The sequence below is a fragment of the Piscinibacter defluvii genome (genome assembly GCF_004011805.1).
Classification (GTDB): Bacteria; Pseudomonadota; Gammaproteobacteria; order Burkholderiales; family Burkholderiaceae_C; genus Piscinibacter; species Piscinibacter defluvii.
The window spans coordinates 177,571-194,258 of the sequence record NZ_ML137199.1; the positions used below are offsets into that span (position 1 = coordinate 177,571).

Consider the following 16,688-nt stretch of genomic DNA (forward strand, 5'->3'; position numbering starts at 1 on the left):
TGATCGGTCACACAGCATTCTTTCCTCAAGGCCGCCAACGCTGCACTGCGATCGTTGCTCGACTTCCATCCCGTCGCCAGTGGTGGCGCCAGCCAGTGGGCGGTGGAGCGCGACTGCCCTCCGGGGACCCAGGCAAGCGTCGCTGAACGTGCCGATGGAGGATCAAACGTTGAATGGGCCCGATACCTGCGGCGCTGGCGCCCTCACCGTGAGCCGCGCTCCTGTCGCGCCTGGGTCAGAAGCGCATCCAGGGCTGCCTCGCTCAGCCCCTTCAGGGCTCCGAAGTTCGCCTTCGACAGTGGGCTCTGCTCGAAGCTGCGCAGCAGCATTGCGCGCTGGTGACGAGCCTCGGCCTCGGCCGCCTGCTCGGGAGTCAGCGGCAGGGCCGGCGCGTTCACCGGCTCTTGATGTGCACGGGCAGGTTTCCGCTCGGGCGGGGGCTTGTGTGGGCGCCGCGGCGCTTGGCCGGGATGAGATGGCCGCGGAGCGCGGTCTGGGCGCTTGGAAGCACCGGGCTGCGCCGAGCGCGCGCCACGAGTGGCGGGCCGCTCGCCAGTCGCTTGCGGAGCGGACTGCGACAACTGCGCCTGCTGGGCGGGGAGTGGTGGCCGGGGTGGCCGGGGTGGCCGCGGCGGGCGGGCATCATGGCGCGAAGCCCGGGCCGCCTCGCGCCCCGCCTGTTTCTTTGCTTCGACGATGGCCCGGCGCCGCTCGAGTTCCACGCCTGCCGCCTCGCGGTGTTCGGCGGCCACTTCGCCGGCCGGCTGGCCGTCGAGGTCGATGCGTGTCGCGCCCTCGGCCACCAGGGCCCGCAGGTAGGCGGTCCCGGTGGTGTGACGGTGCAGGAAGATGGACAGTGCCTTCTTGGTGAAGACTCCGGGTGCCCGATGATGAATGTCGGCCTGGATGCGAAGCTTGATCGGCTTGATCACGCCCGCACCGAACAGCGCCGGGAAGTGCTCGGCCAGCAGGCGCGCGGTGTCGGCCACGCTGGGTTCGGGCCGCGACACCGGTGCGACAGCCGCCGCGGGGGCGGCGGTCGCCGCCTCGGTCGGCGTGTCCAGCGTTGCATCGGGTGTCGGGACCGGAGCAGTCTCGGGAATCTTGGGGATGTCAGGCATTGGAACGAAGCAGGTCGGTCACCGGGGCTGTGTAGCCGGGCCACGTATTCTCGGCCCATGGCCCCGACCAGTACAGGACTCCGCTCGGATCGCGGCGCGTCGATGGCGGCGGTGTAGCCGGCGACGCCGGCAGTGGTTGGAACTGCTCAACGCAGCACGCCGAACAGGTTGTTGAAGTCGTCGGTCCAGGCCGCCAGGCCGGGCAGTTCGGGGAAGGGCGATCCGGCGTCGCGCAGGCGCGTCCGCTGCAGCGTTGCGCTCTCGCGTGCGACCAGCACCCAGTCGGTGCGGCGCAGGTCGGAGCCTTCCGCCTCGTCGTGCACGTACAGCGCGTGCAGGCCGCGCGCCTCGGCGACGCGCTGCACCACCGGCGGCAGGTTCAGGAAGCGGTTCGTCACGTGGAAGGCCACCAGGCCGCCGGGTGCCAGGTGGCGCTCGTACAGCGCGAGTGCCTGGGTGGTGATCAGGTGCATGGGCACCGCGTCGCCCGAGAAGGCGTCGACCGCCAGCACGTCGAAGCGCTGCGCCGGCTCGCGCTCGAGCGCGAGGCGGGCGTCGCCGAGCACCCGCTCGATGGTTGCCGGGCTGTCGCGCAGGAAGCTGAACTCGCGATCGGCCGCGTCGAACACCTGCGGGTTGATTTCGTAGACGCGGTACACGTCGCCGGCCCGGCCGTAGCTGGCCAGCGTGCCGGCACCCAGGCCGATCAGGCCGACGCGCAGCGGCCGCCCGGGCGCGGCCTCCATCGCGGCCTGCAGCGCCCGGCCGATGCCGGCGCTGGCGCCGTAGTAGGTGGTCGGTTCGCGGCGGCGTGCCGGCGCGAGGTACTGCTCGCCGTGCTTCACCGAGCCGTGGTACATCTGCCGCACATCGTCGGCCGGGTCGTCGCGATGCGTGTCCAGCGTGCTGAGGGTGCCGTAGAAGTTGCGCTCGAGCAGGCGCGCGCCGGCCCGGTCGTCGTGCACCTGCAGCGCCAGCCCGGCCAGGCAGGCGAGCGCGATCACCAGTCCTGCCGCGCGGGCCGCCGGGTGACGCCAGCCGACCGCTGCGCCGGCCAGGGCGCACAGTGCGAGGCCGAGCCCGAGCTCGTAGTAGCCGGGCAGCAGACGCGGCGCCAGCAGGCCCACCACGATGCCGCCGAGCGCGCCGCCGCAGGCGAGCATCAGGTAGAAGCGCGTCAGCCAGCGCGGACCGGGGCGGTCGCGCGCCATCTCGCCGTGCAGCGCCATGCACAGCAGGAACAGGCCGCCGACGTACAGCGGCAGCGCGGTCTGCAGCCGCGAACCCAGGCTGTCCTGCAAGCCCCAGGCGCACAGCAGCAGCGCGAGCGCGGCCAGCGGCAGCCAGACGCGCCGGCGGTACCAGCGGTCGCTCTCGAAGCACAGCACGAAGCTCAGCAGGTACACGACCAGCGGCAGCACCCACAGGAATGGCACCGCGGCGACGTTCTGCGTCAGGTGGTTGGTCACGGCCAGCAGCAGCCACGAGCCCAGCGCCGGCAGCACGAGCCAGAGCGCCTGCCGGAGCGGGCCCGGCGCTGCGTCGTCGTCGGGCGACACAGCGACCGGTGCCGGGGTCGTCGCCGGCGCGGCCTGCGCCGGCGGCGCGCGCCCCACCTGCCAGGCCACGCCGCAACCCAGCAGCACGAAGGCCGCGTAGCCGGTCGACCAGCCCCAGGCCTGCGGCAGCAGCGCGAAGCGCGGCTCGATAAGCACCGGGTAGCACAGCAGCGAGGCGAGCGACGCGAGGTTGGAGAGCGAGAAGTAGCGGTACACCTGCCGGCCCAGCCCGGCCGCCAGCGTGGTGCCCGACAGCCAGGCCTGCAGCAGCGGCCCGGTGGTGCACAGCAGGAAGTAGGGCAGGCCCACGGTGGCCAGCAGCAGGCCGAGGATCCACAGCGTCGGCTCCTCGTGGCCGGCGGGCTTCCAGTGCGGCGCGGCGACGATCGGCAGCGTCGCCAGGCTGGCCAGCAGCAACGCGGCGTGCAGCTGCGCCTGGCGCCGCTGGCGCAGCCGGCGCACCAGCTGGTCGGAGTAGGCGTAGCCGGCCAGCAGCAGGCACTGGAAGAACACCATGCAGATCGACCAGACCGCCGCCGAGCCGCCGAACCAGGGCAGGATCTGCTTGGCGATCAGCGGCTGCACCAGGAACAGCAGGAAGGCGCTGGTGAAGATGGTGCCGGCGAACAGGGCGCGGGCGGCAGCGGTCGGCATGGGTGCCGGGGCCGGCAGCAAGTCGCGTTCCTGCTGCCCGGGCGGGGGGTCAGTTGGCGGGCGCGGCGGGCGGTACCGAGGTGACCGGCGGGGCCTTGCTGACGCGCGTCTTGCCGCCGGTGGTGACGAGGATCACCGGATCGCCCGGGTTGAAGGTCTCGCTGCCCTTGGCCTGCACGATCGCGCGGCGTTCGCCGTTGCGCAGCTGCAGCAGGATCTCGAGCGCCTCTTCCTTCGTGGCGCCGCGCTCCACCGCGTTGCCGACCACGGCACCGGCCACCGCGCCGAGCACGCCGATCGCAATGCCCTCGCGCCGCCCGCCGACCGACGAGCCGGCCACGCCGCCGATCACCGCGCCGGTGGCGCCGCCGGCGCCGCTCTGCGAGCCGTCGACGGTGACCGGCCGGACCGACAGCACCGTGGCGTCCTGCACCTGCGACAGGCGCTGCGCGTCGCCGCGCTGGATCACGTCGGGGCTGGTCGTGGAACACGCCGCCAGCGCCAGCGCGCTCGCCGCGGCGATCAGGATCTTCTTCATCGAAACTCTCCGGAGTGTCCCCGGGCAACGCCCTGCGGGCGGGCCGGGTTGACCAGGGCGTTGAGCTGCCTCAGGCGTGCAGCCGGCTGCTGCGCGGCACGCTGGCCAGCAGGAACTCCATCTGGTCGGCCAGGATGCGCCGGCCGCGCAGGATCATGTCCTCGTGCAGGCTCGGCACGTAGGGCAGGAAGAGCAGGCTCATGCGCGCTTCCTCGGGCAGCCGGTTGCCCTTGTGCCCGTTGCAGGGGCGGCAGGCGGTGATGCAGTTCATCCAGCTGTCGTCACCGCCGCGCGAGACCGGCACGATGTGCTCGCGCGTCAGCTCGTCCACGTGGAAATGCCCGCCGCAGTAGGCGCAGACCTGTCGGTCGCGCGCGAACAGCTTCGGGTTCGAGAGGGCCGGCGTCTGGCGCCAGGCCCGGCTCGGGATGGCGCCGCGCACGGCGACGATCGGGTGCACCTCGATGCGGCTCTGCAGCCCGGTGCGGCGCTGCATGCCGCCGCGCAGCACCGTGCAGGCGTCGCCCAGCGTCCAGGCGATGCCGTCGCTGGCGTACAGGATCGCGGCCTCCTTCGCGGAGATCCACGCTTGCGGCCGCCCTGACACATCGAGTTGCAGCACGTCCATCTCAGCGTGCGAGCGTAGCAAATCCGCGCGATTGCGCTCAAGTCCGGGGCATGACCGACTTCAACTAGGGACGAATGCCTAGAAATACCGCAGGGGTGTTCGGCGACAAGCCGGGGGAATCTGCAAAATAGAACGATCGTTCGTTTCTTCATCGCCCCCGTGCCCGACCCCCACGCCACCGCCGCGCACCGTTCGCTGCACAAGGGCCAGCAGACCCGCGCCGCGATCCTCGACGCCGCGCTCACGCTGGCCTCGCACATGGGCCTGGAAGGCCTGTCGATCGGCGCGCTGGCCGAGGTGACGCACATGAGCAAGTCGGGCGTGTTCGCCCATTTCGGCTCGCGCGAGGAACTGCAGATCTCGGTGGTGCGCGAGTACCACGCCAAGTTCGAGGAAGAGGTGTTCTACCCGGCGCTGCGCGAGCCGCGCGGCCTGCCGCGCCTGCGCGCGCTGTTCGACCGCTGGGTGCGCCGCGTGGCGGTCGAGATCGACTCGGGCTGCATCTACATCAGCGGCGCGGTCGAGTTCGACGACCGGCCGGGCCCGGTGCGCGACGCGCTGGTCACGATGGTCCAGACCTGGCAGGACGCGCTCGAGCGCGCCATCCGCATGGCGGTCGACGAAGGCCACCTGAAACCCGACACCGATCCGCCGCAGATGCTGTTCGAGGTGCATGGGCTGATCCTCGCGCTGCACCATGACGCGCGCTTCCTGCGCCACCCCGGCGCGGTCGAGCGGGCCCGCCGGGCCTTCGACCGCGTGATCGAGCACTACGCCATGCCCGCCGCCCCGGCGCGCCCGCGCAGCCCGGCGCGGCGCGGCGGCGCGGCGCTGCGCACCTGAATCCCCCTCAAGGAGCCTGCACGATGCCTCAGTACACCCCGCCGTTGCGCGACATGCAGTTCGTGATGCACGAGGTGCTGCACGCGGTCGACGAACTCCGGCTGCTGCCGGCCCATGCCGAGCTCGACGTGGACACGGTCAACGCCGTGCTGGAGGAGGGCGGCAAGTTCGCCGCCGAGGTGCTGGCGCCGCTGAACCAGAGCGGCGACGCCGAGGGCTGCACGCTCGACCCGGCCAGCCACGAGGTGAAGGCGCCCAAGGGCTTCAAGGAGGCCTACAAGACCTATGTGGAAGGCGGCTGGCCGGCGCTCTCGTGCGACCCGGCCTACGGCGGCCAGGGCCTGCCGCACCTGGTGAACCAGGCCTTCTACGAGATGATGAACTCGGCCAACCAGGCCTGGACCATGTACCCCGGCCTCTCGCACGGCGCCTACGAGGCGCTGCACGCGCACGGCTCGGACGAGCAGAAGGCGCTCTACCTGCCCAGGCTGACCAGCGGCCAGTGGACCGGCACGATGTGCCTGACCGAGCCGCACTGCGGCACCGACCTCGGCCTGCTGCGCAGCAAGGCCGAGCCGCAGGCCGACGGCAGCTACCGCATCACCGGCACCAAGATCTTCATTTCCGCCGGCGAGCACGACCTGGCCGAGAACATCGTGCACCTGGTGCTGGCGCGCCTGCCGGAGGCGCCGCAGGGCAGCAAGGGCATCTCGCTGTTCGTGGTGCCCAAGTTCATCCCGAACGCGGACGGCTCGCTCGGCGCGCGCAACGGCCTGTACTGCGGCGGCCTCGAGCACAAGATGGGCATCCACGGCAACGCCACCGCGCAGATCGTGCTCGAGGGTGCGAGCGGCTGGCTGGTGGGCGAGCCGAACAAGGGTCTGGCGGCGATGTTCGTGATGATGAACGCGGCGCGCCTGGGCGTGGGCATGCAGTCGCTCGGGCTCACCGAGGTGGCCTACCAGAACGCGGTGGCCTACGCGAAGCAGCGCATCCAGATGCGCGCGCTGTCGGGCCCGAAGAACCCGGAGCAGCCGGCCGACACCATCATCGTGCACCCGGACGTGCGCAAGATGCTGCTGACCGCGCGTGCCTACGCCGAGGGCGCGCGTGCCTTCGCGATGTGGACCACGCTGCAGCTCGACAAGGAGCTCGCCTCCGACGACGAGGACGAGCGGCGCGACTGCGCCGACCTCGTGGCGCTGATGACGCCCATCGTCAAGGCCTTCTTCACCGACAACGCCTGGATTGCCACCTCGCACTGCCTGCAGGTGTTCGGCGGGCACGGCTACATCCGCGAGTGGGGCATGGAGCAGTTCGTGCGCGACGCGCGCATCAACATGATCTACGAGGGCACCAACACGATCCAGTCGCTCGACCTGCTGGGCCGCAAGGTGCTGGGCGACAACGGCAAGAAGCTGAAGAAGTTCGCGAAGCTGGTGAGCGAGTTCATCGAGGACGAGGGCACCAACGAGGCGATGCAGGAGTTCGTCAACCCGCTCGCGGACCTCGGCGACAAGGTCACCAAGCTGACCACCGAGCTGGGCATGAAGGCGTTCCAGAATGCCGACGAGGTGGGTGCCGCCGCGGTGGACTACCTGCGCATCTGCGGCCACCTCGTGTTCGCCTACTTCTGGGCCCGCATGGCCAAGGTGGCGCTCGAGAAGCAGCCCGGGGGCGACCCGTTCTACACCGCCAAGCTGGCCACGGCGCGTTTCTACTTCGCCAAGCTGCTGCCGGAGACGGCCGGCCTGATCCGCAGCTGCCGCGCCGGGCTGCAACCACTGATGGCGCTCGACGAAGCGCTGTTCTGAAGGAGACCACGATGCTGAAGACCGCCGCCGCCCTGGCCATGTTCGCCGTCCACGCCGCCGCCTGGGCCCAGGCCACGCCGGTGGGCCTGTGGAAGACGATCGACGACGAGACCAAGAAGGAGAAGTCGCTGGTGCGCATCGTCGACGGCGGTGGCGTGCTGAGCGGCAAGATCGAGAAAATCATCGATCCCGCCAAGCAGAACGACGTGTGCGAGAAGTGCAGCGACGAGCGCAAGAACAAGCCCATCGTCGGCCTGACCATCATCCGCAACGCCAAGGCGAGCGGAGAGGACGCCGCCACCTGGACCGGCGGCGACATCCTCGACCCGAACAACGGCAAGGTCTACAAGCTGCGCCTCAAGCCGCTGGACGGCGGCAAGGAACTCGAGGTGCGCGGCTACATCGGGCCGTTCTACCGCAACCAGACCTGGATCCGCGTGGAGTGAACAAGCAATGAACCGATTCAACGTTCGCAAGGTCGCCGTGCTGGGCGCCGGCGTGATGGGCGCGCAGATCGCGGCGCACCTGGTCAACTGCCGCGTGCCGGTGGTGCTGTTCGACCTGCCGGCCAAGGAAGGCGCGAAGAACGGCATCGTCACCAAGGCGATCGACAACCTGAAGAAGCTCAAGCCCGCGCCGCTGGGCGTGAGCGAGGACGCCGCCCGCATCGAGGCGGCCAACTACGAGGAGCACCTGGCCAAGCTCGCCGAGTGCGACCTGGTGATCGAGGCGATCGCCGAGCGCATGGACTGGAAGCTGGACCTGTACCAGCGAATCGCCGGCGCGCTCGCGCCGCACGCGATCGTGGCCTCCAACACCTCGGGCCTGTCGATCACCAAGCTGAGCGAGGCGCTGCCGGAGGCCATCCGCCCGCGCTTCTGCGGCATCCACTTCTTCAACCCGCCGCGCTACATGTATCTCGTCGAGCTGATCCCGACGCCGACGACGCGGCCCGAGATCCTCGACCAGCTCGAGACCTTCGTCACCAGCACGCTGGGCAAGGGCGTGGTGCGCGCGAAGGACACGCCGAACTTCATCGCCAACCGGGTGGGCATCGCCGGCATGCTGGCCACCATCAAGGAGGCCGAGACCTTCGGCCTGAGCGTCGACGTGGTCGACGACCTGACCGGCAAGAAGCTCGGCCGCGCCAGCAGCGGCACCTTCCGCACCGCCGACGTGGTGGGCCTGGACACGATGGCGCATGTCATCAAGACGCTGCAGGACAACCTGCAGGGCGACCCGTTCTACCCGAGCTACGGCACGCCGCCGGTGCTCGCCAGGCTGATCGAGCAGGGCGCGCTCGGGCAGAAGACCGGCGCGGGCTTCTACAAGAAGGTCGGCAAGGACATCCTGCGGCTCGATGCGGCCAAGGGTGAGTACGTGGCCTCGGGCGGCAAGGCCGAGCCGATCGTCGAGCGCATGCTGAAGAAGGCGCCGGCCGAGCGGCTCAAGCTGCTGCGTGAGTCGAGCAACCCGCAGGCGCAGTTCCTGTGGGCCATCCTGCGCGACGCCTTCCACTACGCCGCGGTGCACCTGGCCGACATCGCCGACACCGCGCGCGACGTCGACTTCGCGATGCGCTGGGGCTTCGGCATGCAGCAGGGCCCGTTCGAGCTGTGGCAGCAGGCCGGCTGGAAGCAGGTGGCGCAGTGGGTGAAGGACGACATCGAGGCCGGCAAGGCGCTCTCGACGGCGCCGCTGCCGGCCTGGGTGTTCGACGGCCGCGATGGCGTGCACACGCCCGAGGGCTCGTGGAGCCCGGCGCAGGGCCGCTACGTGCCGCGCAGCAGCCTGGCGGTCTACCAGCGCCAGGCCTTCCCCGAGAACGTGGTCGGCGCCGGTGCCGCCGAGCCGCTGAAGAGCGGCACGGAGGAGTTCCGCGGCGAGGAGATCCGCCTCTGGTCGCCCGACGGCGAAGTGCTCGTCGCCAGCATCACCGCCAAGCTGCACCTGATCAGCCCGGACGTCACCGCCGGCCTGCTGAAGGCGGTGGAGATCGCCGAGGCGAAGTACCAGGGCCTCGTGATCTGGTCGCCCGACGACGTGTTCTCGGCCGGCGCCAACCTCGAGTCGCTGATGCCGGTGTTCATGAAGAGCGGCGCCAAGGGCATCGCGCCCGAGGAGAAGAAGCTGCAGGACATGATGCTGCGCGTCCGCTACGCCCAGGTGCCGGTGGTGGCGGCGATGCGCGGCCTCGCGCTCGGCGGCGGCTGCGAGCTCGCGGTGCATTGCGCCAGGCGTGTCGCGGCGATGGAGAGCTACATCGGCCTCGTGGAGGTGGGCGTCGGCCTGATTCCGGGCGGCGGCGGCCTGACCTACATCGCGCGCCGCGCGGCCGAGATGGCGGCCGCGGGCAACGCGAATGCCGACATCTTCAAGTTCCTGACCGACGGCTTCACGAACGCCGCGATGGCCAAGGTGGGCACCAGCGCGATCGAGTCGCGCAAGCTCGGCTACCTGCTCGACAGCGACGTGATCGTGCCCAACAAGGACGAGCTGCTGCACGTGGCGATCGGCCAGGCCAAGGCACTGGCGGACGCGGGTTACCGCCCGCCGCCGAAGGCCGTGATTCCGGTGGCGGGCCGCTCGGCGATCGCCACGATCAAGGGCCAGCTCGCCAACATGCGCGATGGCGGCTTCATCAGCGAGCACGACTTCCACATCAGCGCGCTGATCGCCGACGTGGTGTGCGGCGGCGAGGTCGATGCCGGCTCGCTGGTCAGCGAGGAATACCTGATGGCGCTCGAGCGCAAGCACTTCTGCGGGCTGCTCGAGCATCCCAAGACCCAAGAGCGAATCATGGGCATGCTCCAGACGGGCAAGCCGGTGCGCAACTGATCGGAGCGACGAGATGAGCACGAAACAAGTCCAGGACGCCTACATCGTCGCCGCCACCCGCACGCCGATCGGCAAGTCGGGCCGGGGCTACTTCAAGAACACGCGGCCGGACGACCTGCTGGTCGCCGCCGTGCGCAACGCACTCGCGCAGGTGCCGAGCCTCGACCCGAAGGCGATCGAGGACGCGGTGATCGGCTGCTCCTTCCCGGAGGCCGAGCAGGGCATCAACATGGCGCGGGTCGCGATGGTGCTGGCCGGGCTGCCGCACAGCGTGGGCGGCGTGACGATCAACCGCTTCTGTGCCTCGGGCCTCACTGCCGTGCAGATGGCGGCCGACCGCATCCGCGTCGGCGAGGCCGACGTGATGATTGCCGGCGGCGCCGAATCGATGAGCATGGTGCCGATGGGCGGCAACAAGCCCTCGTTCAACCCGGAGATCTTCACCAGGGACGAGAACGTCGGCATCGCCTACGGCATGGGCCTGACGGCCGAGAAGGTGGCCAACCAGTGGAAGGTCACCCGCGAGGCGCAGGACGCCTTCGCGCTCGCCTCGCACCAGAAGGCGCTGAAGGCGATGGCGGCGGGCGAGTTCACGGCCGAGATGACGCCCATCGAGATCGTCGACCGCTTCCCCGACCTCGCCAGCGGCGAGGTGAAGACGAAGACGCGCACCGTGAACCTCGACGAAGGCGCACGGCCCGACACCTCGCTCGAGGGCCTGGCCAAGCTCAAGCCGGTGTTCGCCGCCAAGGGCAGCGTCACCGCCGGCAACAGCTCGCAGACCAGCGACGGCGCGGGCGCGCTGATCCTGGCGAGCGAGAAGGCGGTGAAGCAGTTCGACCTGAAGCCGCTGGCGCGCTTCGTCTCCTTCGCGGCGCGCGGCGTGCCGCCGGACATCATGGGCATCGGACCGATCGAGGCGATTCCGGCCGCCCTGCGCGCCGGAGGCCTGAACCTCGGCGACATCGGCTGGATCGAGCTGAACGAGGCCTTCGCCGCGCAGGCGCTGGCCGTCATCAACACCTGCGGGCTCGACCCGTCCCGGGTCAACCCGATGGGCGGTGCGATCGCGCTCGGGCACCCGCTCGGTGCCACCGGCGCGATCCGTTCGGCCACCGCGATCCACGCGATGCACCGCCACCACCTGAAGTACGCCATGGTCACGATGTGCGTGGGCATGGGGCAGGGCGCGGCCGGCATCTTCGAGCGGGTCTGAGCGCATGGAGGCGCGTACGCTGACGACGGCCGACGGCGCGTCGGTCGCCGCCCGCTTCTACGCCCCGGCCGACGCGGCCAAGGCACGCGCCGCGGTGCTGATCGGCGGTGCGATGGGCGTGCGCCAGGGCTATTACGAGGCCTTCGCGCGCTGGCTGTCGGGCGAGGGCTTCCTCGTCGCGACCTTCGACTACCGCGGTTCGGGCGACTCGCGCCCGCGCTCGCTGCGCGGCTTCCGCGCCGACCTGTTCGACTGGGCGCGCGACACCGACACGGTGATCGAGGCGCTGGCCGCGCGCGCGGGCGGCGCGCCGCTGTACCTGATCGGCCACAGCCTGGGCGCGCAGCTGCCCGGGCTGTTGGTGCAGCGCGAGCGCATCGCCGGGCTGCTCTCGGTGGCCGCGGGCAGCGGCTACTGGCGCGACAACACGCCGCGCCTGAAGCGCACGGTGCTGTACTTCTGGCACGTTGCGGTGCCGCTGGCCACTGCGCTGTGGGGTTACTTCCCGGGCCGGCGGCTCGGCAAGGTGGGCGACCTGCCGCGCGGCGTGATCCTGCAGTGGCGCCGCTGGTGCCTGCACCCGCGCTACCACGTCGGCGTCGAAGGCGCGGATGCGCAGTTCGCGGCCGTGCGCTTTCCGATCGTCGCGCTGTCCATCACCGACGACGAACTGATGACCGAGCGGGGCACCCGCACGCTGGTGGGCTTCTACGCCAACGCGCCGGCGCGCATCGAGCGCATCGCGCCGGCCGACGTGCAGGCGCGGCGCATCGGCCACTTCGGGTTCTTCCGCGAGCAGTTCCGCGCGACCCTGTGGCAGCACGCCGGGCGGCTGCTGCACGGCCTGCAGGCCGCACCGCAGGCGACGCCATGAACGCGGCCGCTCGCCGCGACGGGCCCACGCGCCGGCACGTGCTGGTGCGCACCATCGGCGCGGCGGCGATCGCCGCCCCGCCGCTGCTGTTGGGCGCCTGCAGCCCGGCGCCTGTGCGGGGCCCGGGCTTCGGCTCCTTGCCGACGGCGCTGGCGACCCTGCAGGCGCTGAAGGACCGGCCGCCACGCACGACCGGCGCGTGGGACCTGGCGCAGGTGCTGCACCACGCGGCGCAGAGCGTCGAGTACTCGATGCAGGGCTACCCGCAGCCCAGGCCGGCGTGGTTCCGCGCCAGCGTCGGGCCGCTCGCCTTCGCGCTGTTCTCGGCGCGCGGCCGCATGAGCCATGCGCTGGACGAACCCATCCCCGGTGCGCCCGCCAACGCGCGCGGCCTGCCGCTGGCCGCGGCGGTGGACCGTGTCGTCGCCGCGCTCACGTCCTTCGAGGCGCACACGGGTGCGCTCGCGCCACACTTCGCCTATGGTGCGCTGGGCAAGGACGACTACCGCCGCGCGCACCTGATGCACCTGGCCAACCACTGGGACGAGCTGCAGGCCTGAGCGCCCGGCCCCGCCCATCCACCGAGGAGACACCTGCATGAGCATCCGCACCGGCGTGAGCGAGGGCGTGGCGACGATCGAGATCGCGCGGCCCGAGAAGAAGAATGCGCTGACCATCGCGATGTACCAGGCCATGGCCGAGGCGCTGGATGCGGCGCAGGCCGATGCCGCGGTGCGCGCCGTGCTGATCACCGGCCAGCCCGGCATCTTCAGCAGCGGCAACGACATCGAGGACTTCATGAGGCGCGGTCCCGGCGAGGGCACGGCCAACCCGGACTCGCCGGTGTTCCGCTTCATGCGCGCACTGACGGGCATCGACAAGCCGGTGATCGCCGCGGTCACCGGCGCGGCGGTCGGCATCGGCACGACGATGCTGCTGCACTGCGACCTCGTCTACGTGTCGGACGAGGCGCGCCTGGCGATGCCCTTCGTCAGCCTCGGCCTGGTGCCCGAGTTCGCCTCCAGCCTGATCGTGCCGCGCCTGATGGGCCAGGTGCGTGCCGCCGAGAAGCTGCTGCTGGGCGATCTGTTCTCGCCGCAGGACGCGGTGGAGGCCGGCATCGCCAACGCCGTGCTGCCGGCCGGCGAGGTGGTGAACCATGCGCGCCGGGTGGCCGAGCGCTTCAACGCGCTGCCGCCGGGCGCGGTGCGCGAGACCAAGAAGCTGTTGCGCCGCGCCAGCGCCGAGGAGGTGCTGAAGACCATCGCCGTCGAGGGTGAGCTGTTCGCGCAGCGGCTGCGCAGCCCCGAGGCGATGGAGGCCTTCCAGGCCTTCTTCCAGAAGCGCAAGCCCGACTTCTCGAAGTTCTCCTGAACCGGTGCTCGCCGCCGCGCTGAAGCCCGCGCTGCTGCCGGTGCTGATCGCACAGGCGGTGGCGCTGCGGCGGCGCGCGCCAACGCTGCCGGAGGCCGACGGGCCGCGCGAAGGCCGGGTGGGCGAAGGCGAGCCCCTGCGCCTGCTGATCGTGGGTGACTCGTCGGCGGCCGGCGTGGGCGTGGCGACGCAGGACGAGGCGCTCGCCGGACACCTGACGCGCACGCTGGCCGCGCGCAGCGGGCGCCGCATCGACTGGTGCCTGCAGGCACGCAGCGGGACGACCAGCGCGCAGGCGCTGGCGCTGCTGCAGGAGGCGCCGCCCGGTCCGCATGATCTGGCCGTGGCGGTGCTGGGCGTGAACGACGTGGTCGAGCAGGTGGCACCGCGCCGCGCCGTCCAGCAGCGCGCGGCGCTGGTCGACTGGCTGCGCACCGAGACCGGCGTGCGCCACGTGGTGTTCGCGCCGCTGCCGCCGATGCACCAGTTCCCGCTGCTGCCGCAGCCGCTGCGCTGGATCGCCGGGGCCGAGGCGCGTGCGCACGACGCGGCGCTGGCGCGCTGGGCCGCCACGCGCGCGGACGTGCACCACGTGCCGATCGCGCTGCGGCTCGGGCCGGAGAACATGGCGCTGGACGGCTTCCACCCCGGCGCGCCGGTCTACCGCGCCTGCGGCGAGGCGCTGGCCGGCTTCGTCGCCGAGCGGCTTCTCAGACTTTCGGGATCTGGCGCGGCTGGCCCTGGAGGTCGATCGCCACGTAGGTGAGGTTGGCCTCGGTCACCTTGACCACCTGCAGGTCGGCCGGGTTGCGTTCGGCGTAGACCTCGACGTGCACGGTGATCGAGGTGTTGCCGATGCGCTCCACCTTGGCATAGAAGCTCAGCAGGTCGCCCACCGAGACCGGCTGCTTGAACACGAACTGGTTCACCGCCACGGTGGCGATGCGGCCCTTGGAGATGCGCGCCGGCAGCACCGCGCCGGCCAGGTCGACCTGGGCCATGATCCAGCCGCCGAAGATGTCGCCGTTGCCGTTGGCGTCGGCCGGCATCGGCATCACGCGCATCACGAGCTGGCGGTCCTCGGGGAGCTGCAGCGGGGTGGCCGCGTCGGGGTGGCTTGAAATCTCGGGCATATTGCTGCACCTGCGGTGGGTCCTGCCGCATTCTTCCACGCCCCGCCGTCATGCGCCGCCACAGCCTGCCGATGTCCAGCGCCCCGGCCGCGCCCGCCACGGGCGCGCCGCGCTCGGACTGGGCCACGCTGCGCAAGCTCGCGCCCTACGTCTGGCAGTGGCGCTGGCGCGTGCTGCTGGCGCTCGCCTTCCTGGTGGCGGCCAAGGTGGCCAACGTCGGCGTGCCGCTGGTGCTCAAGGGCCTGGTCGACGCGCTCGACCTGAAGCCGGGCGACCCGCGCACGGCGCTCGTCGTGCCGGTGGCGCTGCTGCTGGCCTACGGCGCGCTGCGTGTCTCGGTGACGCTGTTCACCGAACTGCGCGAGTTCCTGTTCTACCCGGTGGCTGCGCGCATCGCGCGGCGCGTCTCGCTGGAGGCCTTCGAGCACCTGCTCAGCCTGAGCCTGCGCTTCCACCTCGAGCGCCAGACCGGCGGTGTCTCGCGCGACATCGAACGCGGCTCGCGTTCGATCCACTCGCTGCTGAACTACACCATCTACACCATCGCGCCCACGCTGGTGGAGATGACGCTGGTGATCGCGCTGCTGTCGGCCAAGTTCGACGGCTGGTTCGCCGCCATCACGCTCACCGCGCTGGTGCTCTACATCGGCTTCACCGTCACGGTCACGGAGTGGCGCACGCATTTCCGCCGTGCCATGAACGAGCAGGACAGCAAGGCCAACACCAAGGCGGTCGACGCGCTGATCAACTACGAGACGGTCAAGTACTTCGGCAACGAGGCCTTCGAGCAGGCCCGCTACGACGAGAACCTGCGCCAGCTCGAGCGCGCCTCGGTCAAGTCGCAGACCTCGCTGTCGCTGCTGAACCTGGGCCAGAGCCTGATCATCTCGGCGGCCGTGGTGCTGCTGGTGTGGCGTGCCACCGTCGGCGTGGTCGCCGGCACGATGACGCTGGGCGACCTGGTGCTGGTCAACGCGCTCATGATCCAGCTCTACATCCCGCTGAACTTCCTGGGCGTCATCTACCGCGAGATCAAGCAGTCGATGATCGACATGGAGAAGATGTTCCTGTTGCTCGGCGAGCACCGCGAGGTGGCCGACGCGCCGGGCGCGCCGCCGCTGGCCACGCACGGCGCGGCGGTGCGCTTCGAGGGCGTGCGCTTTGGCTACGACCGCGAACGCGAGATCCTGCATGGCATCGACTTCGAGATCCCGGCCGGCAAGACGGTCGCGGTGGTCGGCCCGTCGGGCTCGGGCAAGAGCACGCTGGCGCGGCTGCTCTACCGCTTCTACGACGTCGACGCCGGGCGCATCCTGATCGACGGCCAGGACATCCGGCAGGTGACGCAGAAAAGCCTGCGCGCGGCCATCGGCATCGTGCCGCAGGACACGGTGCTGTTCAACGACACGGTCGAATACAACATCGCCTACGGCCGGCCGGGCGCGGGCCGCGCCGAGGTGGAGGCCGCGGCGCAGGCGGCGCACATCCACCGCTTCATCACGAGCACGCCCCGGGGCTACGACACGATGGTGGGCGAGCGCGGGCTCAAGCTCTCCGGCGGCGAGAAGCAGCGCGTGGCGATCGCGCGCACGCTGCTGAAGAACCCGCCGCTGCTGATCTTCGACGAGGCCACCTCGGCGCTCGACTCGGCCAACGAACGCGCCATCCAGGAGGAGCTGAAGAGCGCGGCGCGCAACAAGACGGCGCTGGTGATCGCGCACCGGCTCTCGACGGTGGCCGACGCGCACCAGATCCTGGTGATGGAGCACGGTCGCATCGTCGAGCGCGGCACGCATGCCGAGCTGCTCGAGCGCGGCGGGCGCTACGCCGAGATGTGGCGGCTGCAGCAGGCGGGCGAGGAAGAGCCGGCCTAGGGCCTGTTCACACGACGGGAGGGCTCGCGCCGGGGTGGCCCAAGGCGCTGGGCAAGGCGCGGCGCGCAGCCCAGGCTGGCGGCCTGGGCCAGTGGCGCAACGCGGCCCAGCGCCTTGGGGTACCCCGGCCCTGCGGGTGATCTCGGCAAACAGGCGTCCGCCGCGTTGCCCGTCTTGCCCAGGCGTCCAGCCTGGGCTGCACCGTGCGCCTTGCGGGCGCCT

General features: G+C 71.0%; 15 protein-coding genes. 10 read left to right on the forward strand and 5 right to left on the reverse strand.

The genetic code is table 11. The features are described from left to right. Positions 1–203 precede the first annotated feature (203 nt). The 4 genes from D9C15_RS07795 to D9C15_RS07810 form a co-directional block, all read right to left on the reverse strand. Positions 204–1,121: a ProQ/FINO family protein gene (locus tag D9C15_RS07795; RefSeq protein WP_127996875.1), complete on the reverse strand. Its 918-nt coding sequence runs from the start codon at positions 1,119–1,121 to the stop codon at positions 204–206. A 146-nt stretch (positions 1,122–1,267) separates the two neighbouring features. After that, a complete protein-coding gene (locus D9C15_RS07800) occupies positions 1,268–3,334 on the reverse strand; it encodes a spermidine synthase (RefSeq protein WP_127996876.1) in 2,067 nt (688 codons plus the stop codon). A 49-nt stretch (positions 3,335–3,383) separates the two neighbouring features. Continuing rightward, complete coding sequence (locus D9C15_RS07805) at positions 3,384–3,872, reverse strand: outer membrane lipoprotein (RefSeq protein ID WP_127996877.1); 489 nt, start codon at positions 3,870–3,872, stop codon at positions 3,384–3,386. A gap of 70 nt (positions 3,873–3,942) precedes the next feature. Next, positions 3,943–4,500 carry an HNH endonuclease gene (locus D9C15_RS07810; RefSeq protein ID WP_127996878.1) on the reverse strand — a complete coding sequence of 186 codons (558 nt, stop codon included), beginning with the start codon at positions 4,498–4,500 and terminating at the stop codon, positions 3,943–3,945. Positions 4,501–4,659: 159 nt separating this feature from the next. Between D9C15_RS07810 and D9C15_RS07815 the strand changes: the two genes are divergently transcribed. The 9 genes from D9C15_RS07815 to D9C15_RS07855 are packed head-to-tail and all read left to right on the forward strand — an operon-like array spanning position 4,660 to position 14,225. Next, the gene (locus D9C15_RS07815) at positions 4,660–5,343 is read left to right on the forward strand and encodes a TetR/AcrR family transcriptional regulator (RefSeq protein ID WP_240668326.1); all 684 of its coding nucleotides are present in this window, start codon (positions 4,660–4,662) and stop codon (positions 5,341–5,343) included. A gap of 23 nt (positions 5,344–5,366) precedes the next feature. Beyond that, positions 5,367–7,157: an acyl-CoA dehydrogenase C-terminal domain-containing protein gene (locus tag D9C15_RS07820; protein WP_127996879.1), complete on the forward strand. Its 1,791-nt coding sequence runs from the start codon at positions 5,367–5,369 to the stop codon at positions 7,155–7,157. An 11-nt stretch (positions 7,158–7,168) separates the two neighbouring features. After that, positions 7,169–7,603, forward strand: a complete 435-nt coding sequence (locus tag D9C15_RS07825) for a DUF2147 domain-containing protein (protein ID WP_127996880.1) — start codon at positions 7,169–7,171, stop codon at positions 7,601–7,603. A 7-nt stretch (positions 7,604–7,610) separates the two neighbouring features. Next, positions 7,611–9,995, forward strand: coding sequence for a 3-hydroxyacyl-CoA dehydrogenase/enoyl-CoA hydratase family protein (locus tag D9C15_RS07830; protein ID WP_127996881.1), 2,385 nt, complete (start codon positions 7,611–7,613; stop codon positions 9,993–9,995). A 13-nt stretch (positions 9,996–10,008) separates the two neighbouring features. Beyond that, on the forward strand, positions 10,009–11,211 hold the full coding sequence (locus tag D9C15_RS07835) for an acetyl-CoA C-acyltransferase (protein WP_127996882.1): 1,203 nt from the start codon (positions 10,009–10,011) through the stop codon (positions 11,209–11,211). Between the two features lie 4 nt (positions 11,212–11,215). Then, the gene (locus D9C15_RS07840) at positions 11,216–12,085 is read left to right on the forward strand and encodes an alpha/beta hydrolase family protein (RefSeq protein WP_127996883.1); all 870 of its coding nucleotides are present in this window, start codon (positions 11,216–11,218) and stop codon (positions 12,083–12,085) included. Further along, the gene (locus tag D9C15_RS07845; protein ID WP_127996884.1) at positions 12,082–12,645 is read left to right on the forward strand and encodes a DUF1569 domain-containing protein; all 564 of its coding nucleotides are present in this window, start codon (positions 12,082–12,084) and stop codon (positions 12,643–12,645) included. The genes D9C15_RS07840 and D9C15_RS07845 overlap by 4 nt, the downstream gene beginning before the upstream one ends. A gap of 37 nt (positions 12,646–12,682) precedes the next feature. Then, positions 12,683–13,459, forward strand: coding sequence for an enoyl-CoA hydratase (locus D9C15_RS07850; protein ID WP_127996885.1), 777 nt, complete (start codon positions 12,683–12,685; stop codon positions 13,457–13,459). A 4-nt stretch (positions 13,460–13,463) separates the two neighbouring features. Further along, positions 13,464–14,225 (forward strand): SGNH/GDSL hydrolase family protein, encoded by a 762-nt coding sequence (locus tag D9C15_RS07855; protein WP_127996886.1) that lies wholly within the window; start codon positions 13,464–13,466, stop codon positions 14,223–14,225. Here D9C15_RS07855 and D9C15_RS07860 read toward each other — a convergent pair. Continuing rightward, positions 14,170–14,592 carry an acyl-CoA thioesterase gene (locus D9C15_RS07860; RefSeq protein ID WP_127996887.1) on the reverse strand — a complete coding sequence of 141 codons (423 nt, stop codon included), beginning with the start codon at positions 14,590–14,592 and terminating at the stop codon, positions 14,170–14,172. The two genes, D9C15_RS07855 and D9C15_RS07860, sit on opposite strands and share 56 nt — an antisense overlap. A 50-nt stretch (positions 14,593–14,642) precedes the next feature. Between D9C15_RS07860 and D9C15_RS07865 the strand changes: the two genes are divergently transcribed. After that, entirely contained in the window at positions 14,643–16,466 is a 1,824-nt protein-coding gene (locus D9C15_RS07865; RefSeq protein ID WP_127996888.1) for an ABCB family ABC transporter ATP-binding protein/permease, read from the forward strand. Positions 16,467–16,688 lie beyond the last annotated feature (222 nt).

Bases quoted from the DNA above. Each gene is read 5' to 3' on its own strand.
- D9C15_RS07795 (WP_127996875.1), bottom strand. From the start codon at position 1,121: ATGCCTGACATCCCCAAGATTCCCGAGACTGCTCCGGTCCCGACACCC.
- D9C15_RS07800 (WP_127996876.1), bottom strand. From the start codon at position 3,334: ATGCCGACCGCTGCCGCCCGCGCCCTGTTCGCCGGCACCATCTTCACC.
- D9C15_RS07805 (WP_127996877.1), bottom strand. From the start codon at position 3,872: ATGAAGAAGATCCTGATCGCCGCGGCGAGCGCGCTGGCGCTGGCGGCG.
- D9C15_RS07810 (WP_127996878.1), bottom strand. From the start codon at position 4,500: ATGGACGTGCTGCAACTCGATGTGTCAGGGCGGCCGCAAGCGTGGATC.
- D9C15_RS07820 (WP_127996879.1), top strand. From the start codon at position 5,367: ATGCCTCAGTACACCCCGCCGTTGCGCGACATGCAGTTCGTGATGCAC.
- D9C15_RS07825 (WP_127996880.1), top strand. From the start codon at position 7,169: ATGCTGAAGACCGCCGCCGCCCTGGCCATGTTCGCCGTCCACGCCGCC.
- D9C15_RS07830 (WP_127996881.1), top strand. From the start codon at position 7,611: ATGAACCGATTCAACGTTCGCAAGGTCGCCGTGCTGGGCGCCGGCGTG.
- D9C15_RS07835 (WP_127996882.1), top strand. From the start codon at position 10,009: ATGAGCACGAAACAAGTCCAGGACGCCTACATCGTCGCCGCCACCCGC.
- D9C15_RS07840 (WP_127996883.1), top strand. From the start codon at position 11,216: ATGGAGGCGCGTACGCTGACGACGGCCGACGGCGCGTCGGTCGCCGCC.
- D9C15_RS07845 (WP_127996884.1), top strand. From the start codon at position 12,082: ATGAACGCGGCCGCTCGCCGCGACGGGCCCACGCGCCGGCACGTGCTG.
- D9C15_RS07850 (WP_127996885.1), top strand. From the start codon at position 12,683: ATGAGCATCCGCACCGGCGTGAGCGAGGGCGTGGCGACGATCGAGATC.
- D9C15_RS07860 (WP_127996887.1), bottom strand. From the start codon at position 14,592: ATGCCCGAGATTTCAAGCCACCCCGACGCGGCCACCCCGCTGCAGCTC.
- D9C15_RS07865 (WP_127996888.1), top strand. From the start codon at position 14,643: ATGCGCCGCCACAGCCTGCCGATGTCCAGCGCCCCGGCCGCGCCCGCC.